This is a genomic window from Veillonella agrestimuris (genome assembly GCF_943193065.1).
Taxonomy (GTDB): Bacteria; Bacillota; Negativicutes; order Veillonellales; family Veillonellaceae; genus Veillonella; species Veillonella agrestimuris.
Genome location: NZ_CALPCS010000001.1, coordinates 130,327 through 149,076 on the forward strand (window position 1 = coordinate 130,327; position 18,750 = coordinate 149,076).

Here is an 18,750-nt window from a genome sequence, read left to right on the forward strand (position 1 = left end):
GTGATTAACGCCATCTTTATTCATATGAATCACCTCATATCCTTATAGTCTTTACTTTCTATATCCTGTATGGCACAAAGGCAAAGACCGGCGTGCTTCACCGTCAATGCGACGATATGCGTTTGCTATAGCTGGTGCAATAGGAATACTACTAATTTCACCTATCCCTTTCGCACCGTATGCATATTGATCTGATGTCCCTTTTTCGATAAGTGATACATGTATATTTGGACACTGTGTAGATCGTAATAAACCAAGGGTGCCATATTTAGATGTAATATATCCATCTTCGTTGTAAACAAAATCTTCTGTCACACCATACCCCATTCCCATAATGGCACCACCTTCTGCTTGACCTTCACAGGATTGAGGATTTACTATGCGACCTACATCATATGCAACATGTAAATCACTGACTTTATTATCATCACCAATAATAGCTACACAAGCACCATAGCCATAAGCTACGTGATTTTTTGGATGTGGTTTATCAGAGTTAAATGGATCTGTTTCACCGAGGAATTCTTCGCTAATTTCAGTACCATCTAATTCGTCTAAGGATTTTGTTTGTAATAATTCTTTTAATTTTTCACTAGCTCTGCGAGTTGCTTCACCAGTAAATACAGTTTGACGCGAGGCGGTTGTCGTTCCAGAATCTGGTGTTCGCACAGTATCTGGTCTTTCAACAAATACTTTATCGCTTGGAATACCTGTTGTTTCACAAAGTATTTGTGTAGCCATAGTAGCCATACCTTGACCAATACAAGCAGCGCCAGTCCGGATACGAACTATGCCATCTGTTACTTCTAAAATAACACGGCCTATATCAGGAAGGCCTACGCCAATACCGCTATTTTTCATACATACAGCAAGACCGGACTTAGGGGAACTGTAATAAGCATCTTTAACAGCTTCTAAACATTCTGCTAAACCAGTTTCCTCACTACAGATTTGACCATTTGGCAATGCATCTCCAGGGCGAACTACGTTTTTATAACGGAACTCCCACGGATCCATTCCTACTAATGCAGCTAGTTCATCGATATTTTGCTCTTGTCCAAATACAGTTTGCGTCACACCAAATCCCCTAAAAGCGCCACCAGGTGCCGTATTCGTATATACGCAAATACCATCGAAAGCAAAATTATCAAAATGGTAAGGACCACTAGAGTGAGTACCTGCCCGTTGTAGTACAGGGCCCCCTAAGGAAGCATAAGCACCACAGTTAGACACGATATTGACTTTACTAGCTGTCAAGTTACCATCTTTATCACAAGCCGTTGTAATATCAATTTCCATAGCATGACGTTTTGGATGAATAAGCAAACTTTCTTCACGAGAGAAAAGTACTTTTACCGGCAACCCCGTAACCCATGCGGCTAAAGATGCATGATGTTGAACACTCATATCTTCTTTACCACCAAAACCGCCACCAACGAGCATACTGTGGACTTTAACAGCTTCTTCAGGAATCTCTAACATACGCGATACTTCATGGCGATCATCATAGACATTTTGACTGCCAGAATGAAGATGCAAAATATCCCCTTCTCGATATGCTACGGCGCATTCTGGTTCCATGAAAGCATGATCTGTTTGCGGTGTGGAATAATGATTCGTTACAACAAAAGCAGATTCAGCAATTGCTTTATCTACATCACCACGAGATAAAGTCTGGTGAGATAGAAGATTCCCCTTTTCATGAAGTAACGGAGCCCCTTCTGCCATCGCCGCTTCCGGCGTCAACACTGGCTTAAGCTCTGTGTACGCTACATCAACTAAATCACATACTTCATTTAAGTATTTTTTCTCTTTAACTACTACTAATGCAATAGCATCACCTACATAGCGCGTATTCTCCCCTTCTGGAATCAATACGTCCCAGTCGGGAACGAGATGCCCCGTTTTATTAAACGGCACATCCTTAGCTGTTAATACAGTAATGCACTGAGGATGTTCTAATGCTTTTGATATATCGATTTTATCTACTCTAGCACGAGGATATTTAGACCGTACTGCTTTAGCATGCACCATACCATCTACTTTAAAGTCATCCGCGTATAAACCAGTACCAAGTGATTTTTCTTCTACATCAACGCGATGTAATGGAGCCCCTAATGAACCATCATTATCCGTTTCTGGTACAGGTGTATTTTCCCGTAACATTTTCGCTGCTAATGCAATGCCTTGTTCAATTTTTACATATCCTGTACAGCGACAAATATTGCCCATAATAGCTTTTTTTATGTCATCTGATGTAGGATTAGGATTTTCATCAATTAATGCTTTAGCGCTGATAATCATGCCGGGAATACAGAAACCACATTGCACAGCACCACATTCGCCAAAAGCGTATGTGTAAACTGCTTTTTCACGATCTGATAAACCTTCAATCGTCGTTACAGATTTTCCGTCCAACTGTGATAATTTCATTACACAAGCTTTAACTTTTTTTCCATCTACAATGACTGTACATGTACCACATGCACCAGCACTACAACCTTCTTTTGTACCTGTCAAACCCAAGGTGTCCCGTAAATAGTCAATTAAACGCTGATCATCTAGGACCTGATGAGAGGCACCATTCACCTGAATTTGGTACATATAATCGCCCTCCCTCCATTAAGGAATACATTTACCTAAATGGGCATTAATAAGCTCACCATTATTTACGACATGGTGCCCTCGCAAGAAAACATGAGCAATGCCACCTTTTATGTTAATCCCTTCATATGGGATATAATCAGCCTTCGTATGAGCTGTTTCCTTTGAAAGCACGTGCTCTACATATGGATTCAGAATCGTAATATCTGCATCACTACCGACTTGTAAAGTTCCTTTCTTAGGGTAAAGTCCATACAATTTAGCAGGATTTTCGCTGATTACCTTCATAAATTGACTTGGGTCCACTTGGTGTTTATTAACTAACACATGATAGGTGATGAGCCCTCGTTCTTCTACGCCAGGAATACCTCCTGGAATACGGGTAAAATCATGCATCCCCTGTTTCTTCTGGCTTTCAAAATTAAAACTACAATGGTCTGACCCTACTGTTTGGAATTTACCAGACGCCAAGGCATCTCGTAAGATTTGATTGTCTTCAGCCTTCCGCAATGGAGGACTCATGACATATTTACCGCCTTCAAAATTGGGAAGGCTATAGACAGAATCATTCAATACTAGGTATTGAGGACATGTTTCACAAGTCACACGAGCACCTTTTCGGCGCAATGTTTCGATGGTCTCTAAGCCTGCACCAGAGCTAACATGCACGATGTGAACTGGATAATTTGTCAATGTGCCAATCGTAACAAATCTCTCTATAGCTTCCGTTTCAATCAATACTGGCCGGGAGTTCGGATGATTTGCTACATCTAATTTGGATGATTGTCTCAACTCCTCTATTAAGGCCTCTATGAGCGGCCCATTTTCACAATGGGCCGCTACCAACTTATTCGTAGGTGCTATGGCTTTAATAGCCTCATAGATCTCTTTGTCATTCAACCGGAATCCATACGCCAAATACACTTTAAAAGACGCAACGCCATCTTTTGCTACTGCTGGGATTTCTTGTAACACCGCATCATTAATGTCAGTAATTTCCATATGGAAAGCAACATCACAAGCTATATGATTTTCTGCTCGCCCTTTATGAACAGCCAATCCCTGTTTTAAAGATCCCTCTTCAGGGCTGGCAAAATTGATAATTGTCGTTGTTCCCCCTGCAATAGCTGCTGCAGTGCCACTTTCAAAATCATCGGCAGTACTAGCTAAAGCATTGGTCATTTGAAAATGCGTATGAGGGTCAATAAATCCAGGGAATACATAACATCCGGTAGCATCAATAACTTCTGCATCATCTGGTATATCAGTGATATGCCCAATATATGTAATTACTTCGTTCTCCATGACGATATCGCCAGTTACGACTCCTGTTGGTAAAACGAGTTCGCCATTACGTATAATTCTCATGCTATATAATAGGCATGCTCTTTAATAAAAGCTTGCACAACTCCTTTTAACTCTTCTGGTAATGCATCGATAGCACAAACACCTTCCGCCCCTTTAAAGCGATAGCCACAGTTATTGCCATCTACGTAGAAGCCATCATTTGTGCTGTCTTTAATAGCTTCAGAATTGTGGAAATAAGTGAGACGATCTTTGTATGGTTGACAAGGTTCTACGCAGTGACATGCACAGTTACCACATTCATTACAACTTTCATCAATGTGAATAATAAGTTTTTGTTCGCCTAAATGAAGAATTTCATTCGTTCTATTAGGACATACGCGAACACAAGCTCCACAAACAACGCGACAGCGGTAGTCATTGCTACGTGCATCAGGGAAGTTTGGACGGTCTGCATATTTTTTCTTCATCGCTTCAGATTTTTTGAACAATTTATTATCTGCAATATCTGCTACAAGTTTAGCGATTCGATCTTTATTAACTTTCAAGGCTGCTTCGTAATCAGTAGATTCTACTTCGTCAGCTAAGCCTTTAAATGTATCGTAGCCTTCACCTTGTAACAAAATAGTACAAACTGTAACAGGCCAAATACCACATTCAAAGATGGATTTAATATTTTGTTTTACCGCACCGCCACTATAGGAAATCGGCAGTCTTTCACCGAAGTGAGAGCTCAATAATTCTGCTACCCCTACTGTTAATGGCAATAAGGATTTACCAGACATATACATTTCTTTACCTGGTAATTCTGCATTGTGAATGGCAACAGGGAATGTGTTTGTCAGTTTTACACCGAATACGACTTGTTTTTCTTCCCCAATAGCAATCAAACGTTCAAGCATTGGTACGGCAGCATCAAATTTCAAGTCTACATCGAATTGATGATCATCGAATTTAATGTAATCAAAGCCTGCATTATCTAATAAATCACGAACTTTTTTAGGACCTAATAATGTTGGGTTACATTTTAAATACAAGTTCAATCCTTTTTCTTTCATTAAGTATGTACAAATCGCTTCGATTTCGTCTGCTGGACAACCGTGCATTGTAGATAATGTAATAGCGTCACTCATTTCATCGCTGATGCTATTGATAAATGCTACATCAACATGTTGGAATTTATCTACATTATCCAGTGCCCATTGTTTACATTCATTCCAAATTGGCGCTTTAGAACCATGACGCATAGTTTCAATGAACGTATCTACCGATTCGCTCTTAATGCCAGCTAAGTTGTAACCCACACTCATGATAAATAAGAATCCATTAGGGTCGCCTAAATTATATTCTTTCGCAATCAATTTGATAGCAAACCATGCTTTAATGTATTCATCAGCTGCTTGTGCTGGACTATACTCGGAAGACCATTCAACATTATACGCTTCGTCAACGGAGTTAATACACGGACGAGGAATGCCAAGCTCTTCACCGTACATAATTTGTACAGTTTTCAAGTCGATACAACGAGCACCACCTACGTAAGAAGCCACAATGTTTTGCGCTAATTGCGTATTAGGACCTGCTGCAGGACCTACTGGATTTTCTAATTTTTTGCCAAATAATGTTAATGCTTTATCATGTTCAGTACGATGAATCTTCTTTACATTGTAAATGCGATTATGCAGAGTATACTCTGTCATAATGTGGTTCATTAATTTCCCGAAACTTACGGGATACATAATATCACTCATAGGATCCACTCCTTATCTAAAGCTATCACTTTACGCGTTGAACCGTTTCCATAAACGTTCTGATGTTTGACGAACAAATTTCATTAGGTCCGCTTTGTCCATACCTTGTAGTTTTCTATCGATCATACGCGGTACACCGTCGCTAATAGTAGTCACTACATGCATACCTGTAGCACCAAATAAAAGATGACCATTAATATTGTTCTCTGTCATCGGTGTTGGCGCTGTGTAATCCAATACAATTACATCTGCTGCAGCACCAGGTTTCAAAATACCTACTGTAGCATCAAAGAATTGATTTGCTATTTTTCGATTATTTTCAAACAACATATGCGGTACTTCTACCCATCCTACATATGGTTTATGTTGTACGTGTTTAACGAGGCAGTTTGCTGCTTTATAGGATTCAATCATGTCGTTTGTATAACCGTCAGTCCCTAAAGCTACTGTTACACCAGCATCTAATAGTTTCAGAATATCTGTAGTACCTACTGCATTACCCATATTACTTTCTGGATTATGAACTACATTAGTGCTTGTTTCTTTGAGCAATTGTACGTCTGCATCATCGATATGAACACAGTGACCAGTAATTGTGTTTGGCCCTAAAATCTTTTCATCATATAAACGACGTACAGGGCTTACACCATATTTTGCTAAGCTATCAGCACCATCTTCTGGCCCTTCAGCAACGTGAATATGGTAACCTAAATTCAAATCATTTTGAGATTTTACATAATCTAATGTATCTTTACTTACTGTAAACGATGCATGAAGCCCCATCATCGCAGCTAAATGAGCTGGATCTTTTTGCGCTTCTCTTGCAAATCGCATATTTTCATGAACAGCAGCTTTCATCGCTTCTTCGCCATTGCGATCAGATACTTCATAGCATAAGCAAGATCGAACGCCTAATTGCTTTGCTACGTCTGCAATAATAGACAAACTACCTTCTGTTTCACCATAACTTGCATGATGATCAAAAATAGTAGTCACACCATTTTCGATACATCCTAAATACGTCAATAAGGCACTAGCTTTTACATCATCTGCTAATAATGCTTTGTCGAGTTTAAACCACAATCCTTCTAAAATTTCACCAAAATTAGTTGGTGATGGACCAGGCATGGAAAGCCCTCTCGCTAAAGCGGAATAAATGTGATGATGAGCATTAATAAGACCAGGCATAATCAAACCATCATGGGCATCGATAACTTCCACATTAGGATGAGCCCCTTTCAAAGCATCAAATGGGCCAATTTCTACGATATTAGATCCTTCTAATAATACTCCACCATCATAAATAATAGGGTTTTCTGCATCTCTAGTTACTACTGTACCTTTACCTAATAAAATCACACTTGTCACCTCCTATGAATCTTATATGAATATATATTACATTTTGCAATATAAAGCAGATATAAATTAATTAACAAAACAAAAGAAATAACTGTATATTTAGCATTCACAAATTAAATATTCACATTTACTAATCTGCATGTTTATTTATCTGTATATTATTATAATACGATACGAGTGCCTGTTTCTCCTGCTACACCTGCTTTAGATTTTTCTAATAATGTGATAATAGCAACACGACCTGGTTTAGATTCGGCAAACGCAACAGCTGCTTCTACTTTCGGTTTCATAGATCCTTCGCCAAATTCACCATCGGCGATATATTTTTTTGCGTCTTCAACGGAGATTTGATCAAGCCATTGTTCATCTGGTTGACCAAAACGAATAGCTACTTTTTCAACAGCCGTCAAAATTACGAGAATATCCGCATCAATTTCGCAAGCCAATAAACTACTAGTCCAATCTTTGTCGATCACTGCAGATGCGCCATTCAATGCATTTCCATCGCGAGTTACAGGGATGCCGCCACCACCACAGGCGATAATTAACTCTTTTCCGACAAGACCTTTAATCGCACCTAACTCAATGATTTCTTTTGGTGCTGGCGATGCTACTACACGACGATACCCACGGCCAGAGTCTTCTTTTACTTCGTAACCGTAATTCGCTATGGCATGATCTGCTTCTTCTTTTGTCATAAAATGACCAATTGGTTTTGTTGGATTTTTAAAAGCCGGGTCATCTTGGTCAACACGAACTTGTGTAATCATCGTCATAACTGGTAAATCTGTAACACCGCGGTCCAACAATTCTTCGCGAATAGCATTTTGCAAATCATATCCAATATACGCCTGACTCATAGCTACACAAACGGACAAAGGTGTATTCGGTTGTGTTTTTACTTCTCGAGTAAGCGCCGCCATAGCATTATTAATCATCCCAATTTGAGGACCATTGCCATGTGTTACGACTACATCACAACCTTCTTCTACTAAATCTACAATTGTTTTAGCTGTACTTTTTACAGCAATTTTTTGCTCCGGTAATGTATTCCCTAAAGCATTACCACCTAAGGCAACAACAACGCGCTTTTTCATATGCACCTCTACCATCACATCTAATGGTGATGGTTTCTATAAACGGGTAAAATTAAAAGGGCTATCTTGAACAGATAGCCCTTAAAAACTTACGCTTGAACTCTTTCTGTTCCTTTACGTTCCAATTCTTTCAAAGTTTCTACAGGATTTTTAAATTTGCTTAAGAAAATCATAGCTGCAATTACATATGGTTTGAAGCTAGCTTCTTTATAAAGAGGTACACGGTAACGATCGAATACAGATTCATCCACCTCGCCTTCTTCACAGCTTACGCCTGTAATATCAGCTGGCAAGCAATGCATGTATAAGGCTTTACCATCTTTAGTGAGTTTCATCATCTCTTCTGTACAAGCCCAATCTTTATGATTAGCATTTTGTTTCAACAACTCTTGTTCTAATGCTTTTATACCTTCATGGTCATTTTCACCATATAGTTTGGTACGTTTCTCCATAGCTCCAAATGGTGCCCAGCTCTTAGGATATACAATATCTGCATCTTTGAAAGCATCTGCCATATCATTAGTACGGCGGAAGGAACCACCACTAGCTTCAGCTTGTTTTTTAGCTACTTCTTCTACTTCTGGCATTACTTCGTAACCTTCTGGATGCGCTAATACCACATCCATACCAAGGCGAGTAAACAAGCCAATAATACCTTGTGGTACAGATAATGGTTTACCATAAGACGGAGAATACGCCCAAGTCATAGCAAGTTTTTTACCTTTTAAGTTTTCCAACCCACCCAATTCACGAATAATATGTGCTGCATCAGCCATAGTTTGTGTTGGATGGTCAATATCGCATTGTAAGTTAACCAAAGTTGGTCGTTGTTCTAATACACCATCTTTGTGACCTTCTTGTACTGCTTCAGATACAGTACGCATATATGCATTCCCTTTACCGATATACATATCATCGCGAATACCGATAATATCAGCCATAAAGGAAATCATATTTGCTGTTTCACGAACTGTTTCGCCGTGAGCAATTTGAGACTTACCTTCATCTAAGTCTTGTACTTCTAATCCAAGCAAGTTACATGCAGAGGCAAAGGAGAAACGAGTACGGGTAGAATTATCTCGGAATAAGGAAATACCTAAACCGCTGTCGAATACTTTTGTAGAAATATTGCGTTCTCTCAATGCTCTTAATGCATCAGCTACAGCCCACACACCTTGCAATTCATCATCTGTTTTTTCCCAAGTAAGGAAAAAGTCATCACCATACATTTTACTTACATCTAACTTCTCAAGCGTTTCAATACTTTTGTTAAAATCAGTCATAGTCGTCCTCGCTTTCCAATGTCTTGCTATTTGTAAATAATATATAGATATGTCACCCTTAGTTGTCTTGCTTATCTGCTGTTTTAAAAATGTAGTGTAAGGAAAGTGTAAGATAGTATATCAACAGCCAACCGCAGGTGACATGATCTGCTAAATTAACAGCCCTCTTCGCCTGACTACATAGTACCTTTATAGAATGGCTATGTAACGAGAGATTTATATAATTATTTGCAATATACAGATGGTAACAATGCATATACTGCTGCACAAGTTACTAAATCTTGTTTCCATGTAATTTCATTAGGCGCATGTGCTTGTGCTTCTGCACCAGGGCCAAATCCGATACATGGAATACCATTACGTCCCATAATGGATACACCATTTGTGGAGAATGTCCATTTATCAGTTAATGGACGAGCTTTACGCATTTCAATAGTATCTTCTGCACCGATACGTTCTGTACCGTATAAAGAAGTGTAAGCTTCTTCTAATGCAACGGTTACTTTATGATCTTTTGGAATTACCCAAGTTGGGAAATAACATTCAATTGGATATGTTAAACCAGTCCAAGATGGACGAGCATATTCGTACATAGTTACTTTTGCGCCATATTTTTGAACATGTGGTAAGTTTTCAATTTCTGCAATACAGGATTGCCAAGTTTCACCTGCTGTCATACGACGATCAAGAGAAATAGCACAAGAGTCTGCTACGGCACAACGGCTTGGAGATGTGTAGAAAATTTGAGAAGCTGTTACTGTCCCACGACCTAAGAAGCGAGCTTCTTCGTAATGGTCAGGGTTAAATTTAGGGTCTAACATTTTTACGAGACCTTTAATTTTTGTGCTCTCATCAGCAGAGTTAGCATTCAACTCACGAATATCTTGTAAAATATCGGCCATTTTATAAATTGCATTATCACCACGTTCAGGAGCAGAACCATGACAAGATACGCCTTGTACATCTACGCGAATTTCCATACGACCACGTTGACCACGGTAGATACCGCCATCTGTTGGCTCTGTAGATACTACGAATTCTGGACGAATATTGCGCTCTTTAATCATATATTCCCAGCACAAACCATCACAATCTTCTTCTTGTATAGTACCTACTACAAGAACACGGTATGTATCATTTAAAAGACCTAAGTCTTTCATGATTTTTGCTCCATATACAGCAGATACGATACCACCTAATTGATCAGATACGCCACGTCCACCGATTTTAGTGTCGTCTTCGAACCCTTCATAAGGATCGAAATCCCAATTATCACGGTTACCGATACCTACAGTATCGATGTGAGCATCGAAAGCGATTAACGTTTTGCCTGTGCCCATATAGCCAAGGATATTCCCCATTGGATCTACTTCAACTTCATCAAAACCAAGAGCTTTCATTTCTTCCTCAATACGTTTAACGTGCTCTTTTTCTTCTGCACTTTCACCAGGGAAAGCTACGATTTCACGTAAAAACTTGTTCATTTGTGGGCCATATTGCTCTGCCGCTTTTTTAATCGCTTGTAAATCCATAATGAATTCCTCCTACTACTAAACACATATATTGAACTTAATATATAGACTAAACAAAAGTTATTTATCTAAGCCATACCAAACTATGTTTTTATATCTTTCAGGATCTGTATCACCTTCAGTAGAGAAGCAAAGAACTTTAGATGATTCATTCAATTCTAATTCATTTTTAAGGCTTGCATATTCTGGCATTGTCATAACAGCCATTACAAAGCCAAGTGGAGCTGCTCCAGATTCGCCGGAAATAATCGATGTATCTCCTTTAAGTGGAGCTGCACTTACACGCATACCTAAACGAGCTACCCAGTCAGGAGCAGCTACAAAATAATCTGCATGATTTCGTAAAATATCCCAGGATACTGTATTCGGTTCCCCACAAGCAAGACCGGCCATAATCGTTGGTAAATCGCCCTCTACGATTCTAGGTTTCCCATCGCCAGCTACAGCTCCTTTGTATAAACAAGCAGCACCATCTGCTTCTACAACGATAAATTTAGGTTTTTTCGGTGTATTACTATATAAGTTGGAGAAATAACCAACCATAGCCCCTGCCAAAGACCCTACACCAGCTTGTACTACGATATGAGTTGGTACATCAGTACCAGCTTTTCCTAATTGAGCAGATGCTTCCATCGCTAATGTGCCATAGCCTTGCATAATCCAGTTAGGAATATCTTCATAACCATCCCACGCTGTATCTTGTACAACGACACCATTAGCAACTTTTTTAGATTCTGCTGTAGCCTTCCGTACACACTCGTCATAATTAAATTCTTCGATTGTTACAGTAGCCCCTTCTTTAGCAATTTGATTTTTTCTATACTCTGTGGATCCTTTAGGCATGAATACTACAGATTTTTGGCCTAGTTTATTAGCCGCCCATGCTACACCGCGACCATGATTGCCATCGGTAGCTGTGAAGAATGTAGCTTGACCAAACTCTTCTCTCAATTTATCGGATGTCAATACATCGTATGGCAACTTGTCTACTGTTGTGCCAAGTTGTTGGGCCACATATTTCCCCATCGCATAAGCGCCACCCAATACTTTGAAAGCGTTTAGGCCGAATCGATAGGATTCATCTTTTACATATAAGGAATTGAGACCAATTGTGGATGCCAATTGTGAAAGCGATACTAATGGAGTTTCGCTATATTGGGGAAAGCTTTCATGGAAATGCTTCGCCTTTTCTACTTCATCTGTGGTCATAACAGACAAGTATTTGTCTTCCGACTTTTCCATTGTGTTGCGAACCCATTTGATTTGTTCCATCATATACCTCCTAAGATTCCTCCATATCCAATTCTTCTTTCACAATGTTTAAATCACTGTACAAGGTGAATTTCGAAATGTCGAAATAATCGCCGATTTTCTCAGAAGACTTAGATATTAAAAATGCCCCTTTAGTATATAAATATTTGATAGCGCATAATCGCTCTACCTTATTCATTAAAGGCCCTGGTTTACCAACTAATTGCTCTGCATGCGCCAGCAAATCATCTAACAAATCTGTTACACTCGATGTAATCTGCTCTACTGGCTCTTCATTGGAGTTAGATACTAAGCCTTCCAATGTAGTATGCATCATTACAAATTCTGTAATGTCTTGGTTAATACACAATAAGTACCGAATTTGCCCCTCTTCGTTGCGAATATACATCGTTGAGGATCGTAAGATTCTACCATCTTTCGTTTTTGTTAAATACCCAAATCGACCATTGCCCCCGTCGTCGCTTTGCAGTACGTCTAATACTACATGGGACGCTCCGTCACCAACTTTACGATTTGTAATATGTCCATGTTCAATATGAACGATGGATTTATCCATATCTGTACATACATCATGAATAAGTACCTCACAGCTCGTCCCAAACTGCATGGATAAACCGCTCGCAATAATCTTTAATTGTTCTAATGTAGTCATTGATAAAACCTCCTACCAATGGCACGTATCGTCTTTATTCATTTATACAGATATAAATAGCCAAACTAACATTTTATATTGTTGCCTAACTTTTTGTTAGGTTTCTATAAGTTAATTATATACTTCCGATGCATAAAAAGCAATCAATCTTGCATATTAAATTAATATATATACATAGATTGCATATTATATACATCATAACACTATAGTTTATATACCTTTAAAGCCAATCTATAAAAACATATATAAAAAAAAGAACTAAATGCTCATTAATATTTTTTCATACTCTATACACAGCATATATGTACCTTAATAAAGGGCATAAAGTAAAAGAGAGCACCAAACAATTTGTTTGGTGCTCTCTTACTGCTTTCAAATTATATAGATTGGACCCGCCTATATAATTTGCATCCTATGTAATTATTCGATCCTACTTAGATCTTCTATTACGCATTGGCCAATGTTTTTCCTAACTCTTCACATTGAGCTTTGCCCGCATCATCCGGTTCCCCAAATACAGCGAGACCGTCGGCAAGTAAATCGCCGCCCGCATCTTTAATGCGAGTGCTCCAGTCTTCTAGCCAGGTACCTCCCCAACCATAAGAGCCAAAAATAACTAGTTTTTTGCCACCCAACTTAGGTTCCAATTCGGTATAAAATGGTTCGAATTCCATTTCTTCTAATTGTTCAGCCCCCATATCTGCACAACCGAGAGCTAATTTCTCATACTTCTCAGCATCTGCAACGGACACTTCAGAAACGGATTTTACTTCTACATCTTGACCTGCTGCTTTAATACCTGCAGCTACAGCATGAGCCATTTGTTCTGTATTTCCTGTACCGGACCAATAAATTACACCAATCATCATGTACCTCCTAGGCTGTTTTTGCGACCAAAGAACTAAAAGTTTTTCCCAATATTAACTGGTTTTGACAATATTCTCGACACGCTTTATAGCACATAAAGGATTGTTTAGCACTGACAGTATCCACGTAGACCTTCCACTCACCGCATAGTTTATAACCAGTTCCACGGCGGGAAATAAAATATTTCACATCCGTCAATGGATAGCCTAAAAAGACACCTATTTCATGAGGAAAATCAGCACTTGATTCCATGCGATTTCGCAAATAAGCCAACATTTCCATAAGACACATATCTTCAGTATAACCATGAGCTTTTAGAAATGTCATCACCCTTGGTTGACGCACATAGGACTGCAGTTGACTATAGCGAAAGACAAGTAGCAATCTGCGAGCTTTACACCGGCATAATTCATAAAAGAACAAACCTTTTCCATTGAACTCTTTATTATATTCCGTTAAAACGAATTGGATTTGTTCATTCATGTCCCGTGGAATAGAAACCAAGTTCGATACTTTAATGCCTCGAACTGCCGGTGCACAATGAAACCCAATGATATGGTCAATTGAATTCATCATAGTTCTACCTGCCTGTTGCATGTGAAAATATATCTCACCAATCTAATTGAGATTAATTCTTACAACTACATCGTACTCCTGATGGTTTCAATTGTCAATATAAATGATATTATTTTTCAATTACTATTTACTTTTTCTGTGTCAACAAATGGTGAATTTTCGGATATACTTTCGCCTCACTAGCCTCATCTATAGCGATAAACTTAATATTAGGACCACTATATTTGCTTTCAAAAACAGCAATATGAAGAATTTCATTATAAGAATTATTATTAACCATCTCTGTATATCGTAATGTACCTACATAAGCCCCACCTTGTTTAGCCAACGGCGTCACAACTCGGTATTGGCCAAGCATATTGTTCGTACCATTATTGATCGTACTCACTACAGCATCTACGGAATTAGCGTTAGTCGTAGCTTGTGCAGCAGTGCCGATATTACCAAAGGCCGTTACTGATGTAGCATTCGCGGTATCAACCCTATGAGTTGTAGCTGGCATGCCGAAATTGCTATATTGACTCATTGTTACATCGCCGAACACAGCGTAATTCATTTCATTTTCGCTTTTAATCAACACCGTATAAATATCTGCACGTTCAGCACCATTACGCATTAACGCTGTTTTTATATCCGTTTTGCCACCATCAATAAACAAAGCTTTTTGATCATTGGCATACATCGTTACACCATCAGCTAATTTTGTACCTTCATAAGAAGCGTATTTATTGTTGTTACGAGCATTAACATTAGCCGCATCAACTGCAGTAGGAATTGTGAAAGCTACTAAACCAGCCATCACTAAAGATGCTAAAAATTTCATTGTTCTCTCCTAAACAAATACCGCCCCATCAAAGGGGGCGGTACACATTAACCTTTATTTTGTTGCTTTGCCCAACTGTCGCGTAAACCTACAATACGGTTCATAACGATATGTTCAGGCGTACTATCAATATCAGTTACAAAATAACCTTGACGCAAGAATTGGAAACGATCTCCAGGTACAGTGGTAGCCAAAGATGCTTCCCCTTTACTTTGTAACACTTGCAAAGAATCAGTGTTGAAAGCTGCCATAAAATCTTTATCATCTGCATCATCGCGCAATAAATAGTCATATAGGCGTACTTCCATATCCACTGATGTAGAGGCTTCTACCCAATGTAATGTACCTTTTACTTTTCGAGTATTGCCACTACCGCTCTTTGTTTCAGGGTCATAGGTACAGTGAATTTCCGTAATATTACCATCTGCATCTTTTTCAAAAGACGTACATGTAATGAAGTAAGCTCCTTTCAAGCGCACTTCTTTACCAGGGGCTAAACGGAAGAATTTTTTCACCGGCTCTTCCATGAAATCAGCACGCTCAATGTAGATTTCACGACCAAACGTCACTTCGCGAGAACCAAGTTCTTCATTTTCCGGGTTATTTTCCACTGTGACTAATTCAGTTTGACCTTCTGGATAGTTATCAATAATAACTTTCACAGGATCAAGAACGACCATAGGGCGCGTTACTTTTAATTTCAAATCTTCTCGAATACAGAATTCAAGAAGCGCAATATCAACTACACTATCTGCCTTCGCAACACCGATGCGCTCACAGAATTCACGAATGGACTCAGGCGTATAACCACGACGGCGCAAACCAGAAATGGTTGGCATACGAGGATCGTCCCAACCAGATACAAGACCGGCTTCGACTAAAGCACGCAATTTACGCTTAGACATGACCATTTTAGATACATTTAAGCGAGCGAACTCGATTTGGCGAGGAATCTCTGTATCTTCCCAATCAGCCAACACCCAATCGTACAATGGACGATGCACTTCAAATTCCAATGTACATACAGAGTGTGTAATACGCTCAATAGCATCTTCAATAGGATGGGCAAAATCATACATGGGATAAATGTTCCACTCTGTGCCTGTGCGGTGATGTGGAGCATTTACGATACGATACAATACAGGGTCGCGCATAACAATATTAGGGTCAGCCATATCGATTTTAGCGCGCAATACTTTTTCCCCATCTTTAAATTTGCCATTTTTCATATCTTCAAAGAGCGCTAAATTCTCTTCTACAGAGCGGTTTCTATATGGACTATTAGTACCAGGAGTATTAAAATCACCTCGAGTTTGGCGAATTTCTTCGGCTGTTTGATCATCGACATAGGCTTTACCTAAAGAGATTAATTTCTTAGCGTATTCATACATTTGTCCGAAATAGTCAGATGCATAACGGGCTTCCCCATCCCAGTCAAAGCCAAGCCATTTTACGTCCTCCATAATGGAGTTAACGTATTCTACATCTTCTTTTTCAGGGTTTGTATCATCGAAACGAAGATTAGTTAAGCCATTATATTCTTTGCCTAAATTAAAATTTAAGCAAATAGATTTGGCATGTCCAATGTGTAAATAACCATTTGGCTCTGGCGGGAATCGAGTATGTACACGACCACCATAGACGCCTTTTTCATTATCTTTATTAATTTCAGCTTCGATGAAGTTGACAGATACAACTTCTTCAGGAGCTACTGTATTTTCATTATGTTCTGCCATAATAACCTCCATAAAATACTATTATTTTACCACATTTGCTACTATGGTGCACTATGCCTTAGAAATCGCTTAAATCTACGCCAGCTGCTTTCAGCTCAGCTAAAGCACTTTCTACATCAAATTGAGGTTTTGGTTTTTCATAATTCACCTCTTCATTAACGCATGTTTTAAGAGGTTCTTTATTAACACCAGCAATGATATTATCAGCGGTCAAAATAGACATATCGTAACGCGTACGATCTGTATAAGATCCTATATGAGGTACAACTAAGCAGTTATCTAATGCTAATAATGGATGATTACCTGGTAGCGGTTCCGGATCCGTTACATCTAAGGCTGCATAATCAATTTCACCAGTTTGTAATGCATTAACCAAAGCCTCTGTATCTACAATAGGACCACGCCCTACATTTACAAATAATGCTGTATTTTTCATTTTCTTAAAGAACTCAGCATCACACATATGATAGGTTTCATCTGTTAATGGTGCAACCACACATACTACATCACTAGTAGCTAAAAGCTCATCCAATTCCATATAAGTGGTTCTATAAATTGCATCATCTTGACGGGGATGACGATTATGATATACAACTTTCATACCAAAAGCACGGGCTCTACGAGAAATAGCCAAGCCGATGGCCCCCATACCAATAATTCCTAATGTACGACGGCTAAGGTCAAATCCTTTAATATTAGATGGACGCTCCGCCCAGCGACCAAACTTAACAAATTCTACATTTTCTAAAATGCGACGACTTGCTGTAGCTATCAATGTGAAAGCCAACTCTGCTACAGTTTCATTTAATACGCCTGGTGTATTGCCAAAAGGAATGCCTGCTGCCGTTAATTCGTCAACTTTCACATTATCATACCCTACAGAAGCTTGAGCGATAACTTTCAAATTAGGGGCATCTTTTACTAAATCACCATCTACATCAAGAGGACGAACAGACCACAAACCATCAGCCTCTTTCAACCACTCTTTCACAGCGTCACGAGGCATCACCGTTTTTTCTGTCCATTGTTTAACCTCTACATGCTCTTCTAAATAAGCAATAGCGTCTTTTCGAACAAGACCATTGACAACAACTAAAGGTTTCTTTTCCATAATAACTCCTTCCGTAATTAAGCTATATTATCCGAAAACAAGCTAAGAAAAGCACTCCCATACAGAGATACCTCTATATGTGGAGTGCTTATTGCTCTATATAAGAGCGTATCTACAAGTCCAATTATTTCAAATCAGCTGTACAATTAGGACATTTTACAGCGTCAATGTGAATATCTGTTTTACAGAATGGGCATTCTTTTGTAGTCGGTGCTTCTTCAGCTGCTTCATTAGAAGACTTCATTAATTTAGTCAAACCACGAATCATCAAGAATACTACAAATGCTAAAATGATAAATTGAATAAGATCTGTAATAAATGTACCATATGGCAATACCGCACCAGCTGCACGAGCTGTTTCAATATCAGCACCATTCATAAATGCAGTTTTAGATGCTTCACTTAAAGGAACATAAAGGTTGCTAAAATCTATACCTCCAGTGAACAAGCTAATAATAGGCATAAACAAATTGCTCACTACAGAATTCACAATTGCTGTGAAAGCTGCACCAATAATCATACCTACAGCAAGGTCTATCATATTACCTTTAAAAGCAAACTCTTTAAACTCTTTAATAAATTCTTTCATGTTTTACTCCTACTTACTTATAAATATATGCGAATACTAACAGTATTTATCATAAAATATAGAACATAATATGTCAATAATTTTCGATATAGTTTTGCAAATTAATTAACCTAAACTAAAAAAAGGCATGGTACCTAAAGCTATAAATAAAAGAAAAAGAGATGTCCTACGTACATTTCTCCTAACTCTGAGA

General features: G+C 38.7%; 15 protein-coding genes. All 15 read right to left on the minus strand.

Annotated elements, in window-relative coordinates; genetic code table 11:
• Positions 1-51 precede the first annotated feature (51 nt).
• Positions 52-2,604, minus strand: a complete 2,553-nt coding sequence (gene xdh, locus NFR29_RS00625) for a selenium-dependent xanthine dehydrogenase (RefSeq protein WP_251421672.1) — start codon at positions 2,602-2,604, stop codon at positions 52-54.
• A gap of 18 nt (positions 2,605-2,622) precedes the next feature.
• On the minus strand, positions 2,623-3,972 hold the full coding sequence (gene hydA, locus NFR29_RS00630) for a dihydropyrimidinase (RefSeq protein WP_251421675.1): 1,350 nt from the start codon (positions 3,970-3,972) through the stop codon (positions 2,623-2,625).
• Positions 3,969-5,660: a selenate reductase gene (locus NFR29_RS00635; protein WP_251421678.1), complete on the minus strand. Its 1,692-nt coding sequence runs from the start codon at positions 5,658-5,660 to the stop codon at positions 3,969-3,971. Before NFR29_RS00635 ends, hydA begins: the two co-directional genes overlap by 4 nt.
• A gap of 30 nt (positions 5,661-5,690) precedes the next feature.
• Positions 5,691-7,019, minus strand: a complete 1,329-nt coding sequence (ssnA, locus tag NFR29_RS00640) for a putative aminohydrolase SsnA (protein ID WP_251421682.1) — start codon at positions 7,017-7,019, stop codon at positions 5,691-5,693.
• A 161-nt stretch (positions 7,020-7,180) separates the two neighbouring features.
• On the minus strand, positions 7,181-8,116 hold the full coding sequence (arcC, locus tag NFR29_RS00645) for a carbamate kinase (RefSeq protein ID WP_251421685.1): 936 nt from the start codon (positions 8,114-8,116) through the stop codon (positions 7,181-7,183).
• Positions 8,117-8,205: 89 nt separating this feature from the next.
• Positions 8,206-9,399 carry a knotted carbamoyltransferase YgeW gene (gene ygeW, locus NFR29_RS00650; protein WP_251421688.1) on the minus strand — a complete coding sequence of 398 codons (1,194 nt, stop codon included), beginning with the start codon at positions 9,397-9,399 and terminating at the stop codon, positions 8,206-8,208.
• A 224-nt stretch (positions 9,400-9,623) separates the two neighbouring features.
• Complete coding sequence (locus NFR29_RS00655) at positions 9,624-10,931, minus strand: YgeY family selenium metabolism-linked hydrolase (RefSeq protein WP_251421690.1); 1,308 nt, start codon at positions 10,929-10,931, stop codon at positions 9,624-9,626.
• Positions 10,932-10,991: 60 nt separating this feature from the next.
• Positions 10,992-12,203, minus strand: a complete 1,212-nt coding sequence (dpaL, locus tag NFR29_RS00660; RefSeq protein WP_251421693.1) for a diaminopropionate ammonia-lyase — start codon at positions 12,201-12,203, stop codon at positions 10,992-10,994.
• 10 nt (positions 12,204-12,213) lie between these two features.
• Complete coding sequence (locus tag NFR29_RS00665) at positions 12,214-12,855, minus strand: helix-turn-helix transcriptional regulator (protein WP_251421696.1); 642 nt, start codon at positions 12,853-12,855, stop codon at positions 12,214-12,216.
• A gap of 446 nt (positions 12,856-13,301) precedes the next feature.
• Entirely contained in the window at positions 13,302-13,721 is a 420-nt protein-coding gene (locus tag NFR29_RS00670; RefSeq protein WP_338146893.1) for a flavodoxin, read from the minus strand.
• Between the two features lie 10 nt (positions 13,722-13,731).
• Positions 13,732-14,319, minus strand: a complete 588-nt coding sequence (locus NFR29_RS00675; protein WP_338146889.1) for a DUF3793 family protein — start codon at positions 14,317-14,319, stop codon at positions 13,732-13,734.
• 106 nt (positions 14,320-14,425) lie between these two features.
• Positions 14,426-15,121: a hypothetical protein gene (locus NFR29_RS00680; RefSeq protein WP_251421706.1), complete on the minus strand. Its 696-nt coding sequence runs from the start codon at positions 15,119-15,121 to the stop codon at positions 14,426-14,428.
• A gap of 47 nt (positions 15,122-15,168) precedes the next feature.
• Entirely contained in the window at positions 15,169-16,857 is a 1,689-nt protein-coding gene (locus NFR29_RS00685; RefSeq protein WP_251421708.1) for a glutamine--tRNA ligase/YqeY domain fusion protein, read from the minus strand.
• A 58-nt stretch (positions 16,858-16,915) separates the two neighbouring features.
• Positions 16,916-17,968: a 2-hydroxyacid dehydrogenase gene (locus NFR29_RS00690; protein WP_251421711.1), complete on the minus strand. Its 1,053-nt coding sequence runs from the start codon at positions 17,966-17,968 to the stop codon at positions 16,916-16,918.
• Between the two features lie 124 nt (positions 17,969-18,092).
• Entirely contained in the window at positions 18,093-18,557 is a 465-nt protein-coding gene (mscL, locus tag NFR29_RS00695; RefSeq protein WP_251421714.1) for a large conductance mechanosensitive channel protein MscL, read from the minus strand.
• Positions 18,558-18,750 lie beyond the last annotated feature (193 nt).

Coding starts and splice junctions, on each gene's coding strand:
- NFR29_RS00635 (WP_251421678.1), bottom strand. CDS start 5,660: ATGAGTGATATTATGTATCCCGTAAGTTTCGGGAAATTAATGAACCAC.
- dpaL (WP_251421693.1), bottom strand. CDS start 12,203: ATGGAACAAATCAAATGGGTTCGCAACACAATGGAAAAGTCGGAAGAC.
- NFR29_RS00670 (WP_338146893.1), bottom strand. CDS start 13,721: ATGATTGGTGTAATTTATTGGTCCGGTACAGGAAATACAGAACAAATG.
- NFR29_RS00665 (WP_251421696.1), bottom strand. CDS start 12,855: ATGACTACATTAGAACAATTAAAGATTATTGCGAGCGGTTTATCCATG.
- NFR29_RS00675 (WP_338146889.1), bottom strand. CDS start 14,319: ATGCAACAGGCAGGTAGAACTATGATGAATTCAATTGACCATATCATT.
- arcC (WP_251421685.1), bottom strand. CDS start 8,116: ATGAAAAAGCGCGTTGTTGTTGCCTTAGGTGGTAATGCTTTAGGGAAT.
- ygeW (WP_251421688.1), bottom strand. CDS start 9,399: ATGACTGATTTTAACAAAAGTATTGAAACGCTTGAGAAGTTAGATGTA.
- NFR29_RS00685 (WP_251421708.1), bottom strand. CDS start 16,857: ATGGCAGAACATAATGAAAATACAGTAGCTCCTGAAGAAGTTGTATCT.
- hydA (WP_251421675.1), bottom strand. CDS start 3,972: ATGAGAATTATACGTAATGGCGAACTCGTTTTACCAACAGGAGTCGTA.
- mscL (WP_251421714.1), bottom strand. CDS start 18,557: ATGAAAGAATTTATTAAAGAGTTTAAAGAGTTTGCTTTTAAAGGTAAT.
- NFR29_RS00690 (WP_251421711.1), bottom strand. CDS start 17,968: ATGGAAAAGAAACCTTTAGTTGTTGTCAATGGTCTTGTTCGAAAAGAC.
- NFR29_RS00655 (WP_251421690.1), bottom strand. CDS start 10,931: ATGGATTTACAAGCGATTAAAAAAGCGGCAGAGCAATATGGCCCACAA.
- xdh (WP_251421672.1), bottom strand. CDS start 2,604: ATGTACCAAATTCAGGTGAATGGTGCCTCTCATCAGGTCCTAGATGAT.
- NFR29_RS00680 (WP_251421706.1), bottom strand. CDS start 15,121: ATGAAATTTTTAGCATCTTTAGTGATGGCTGGTTTAGTAGCTTTCACA.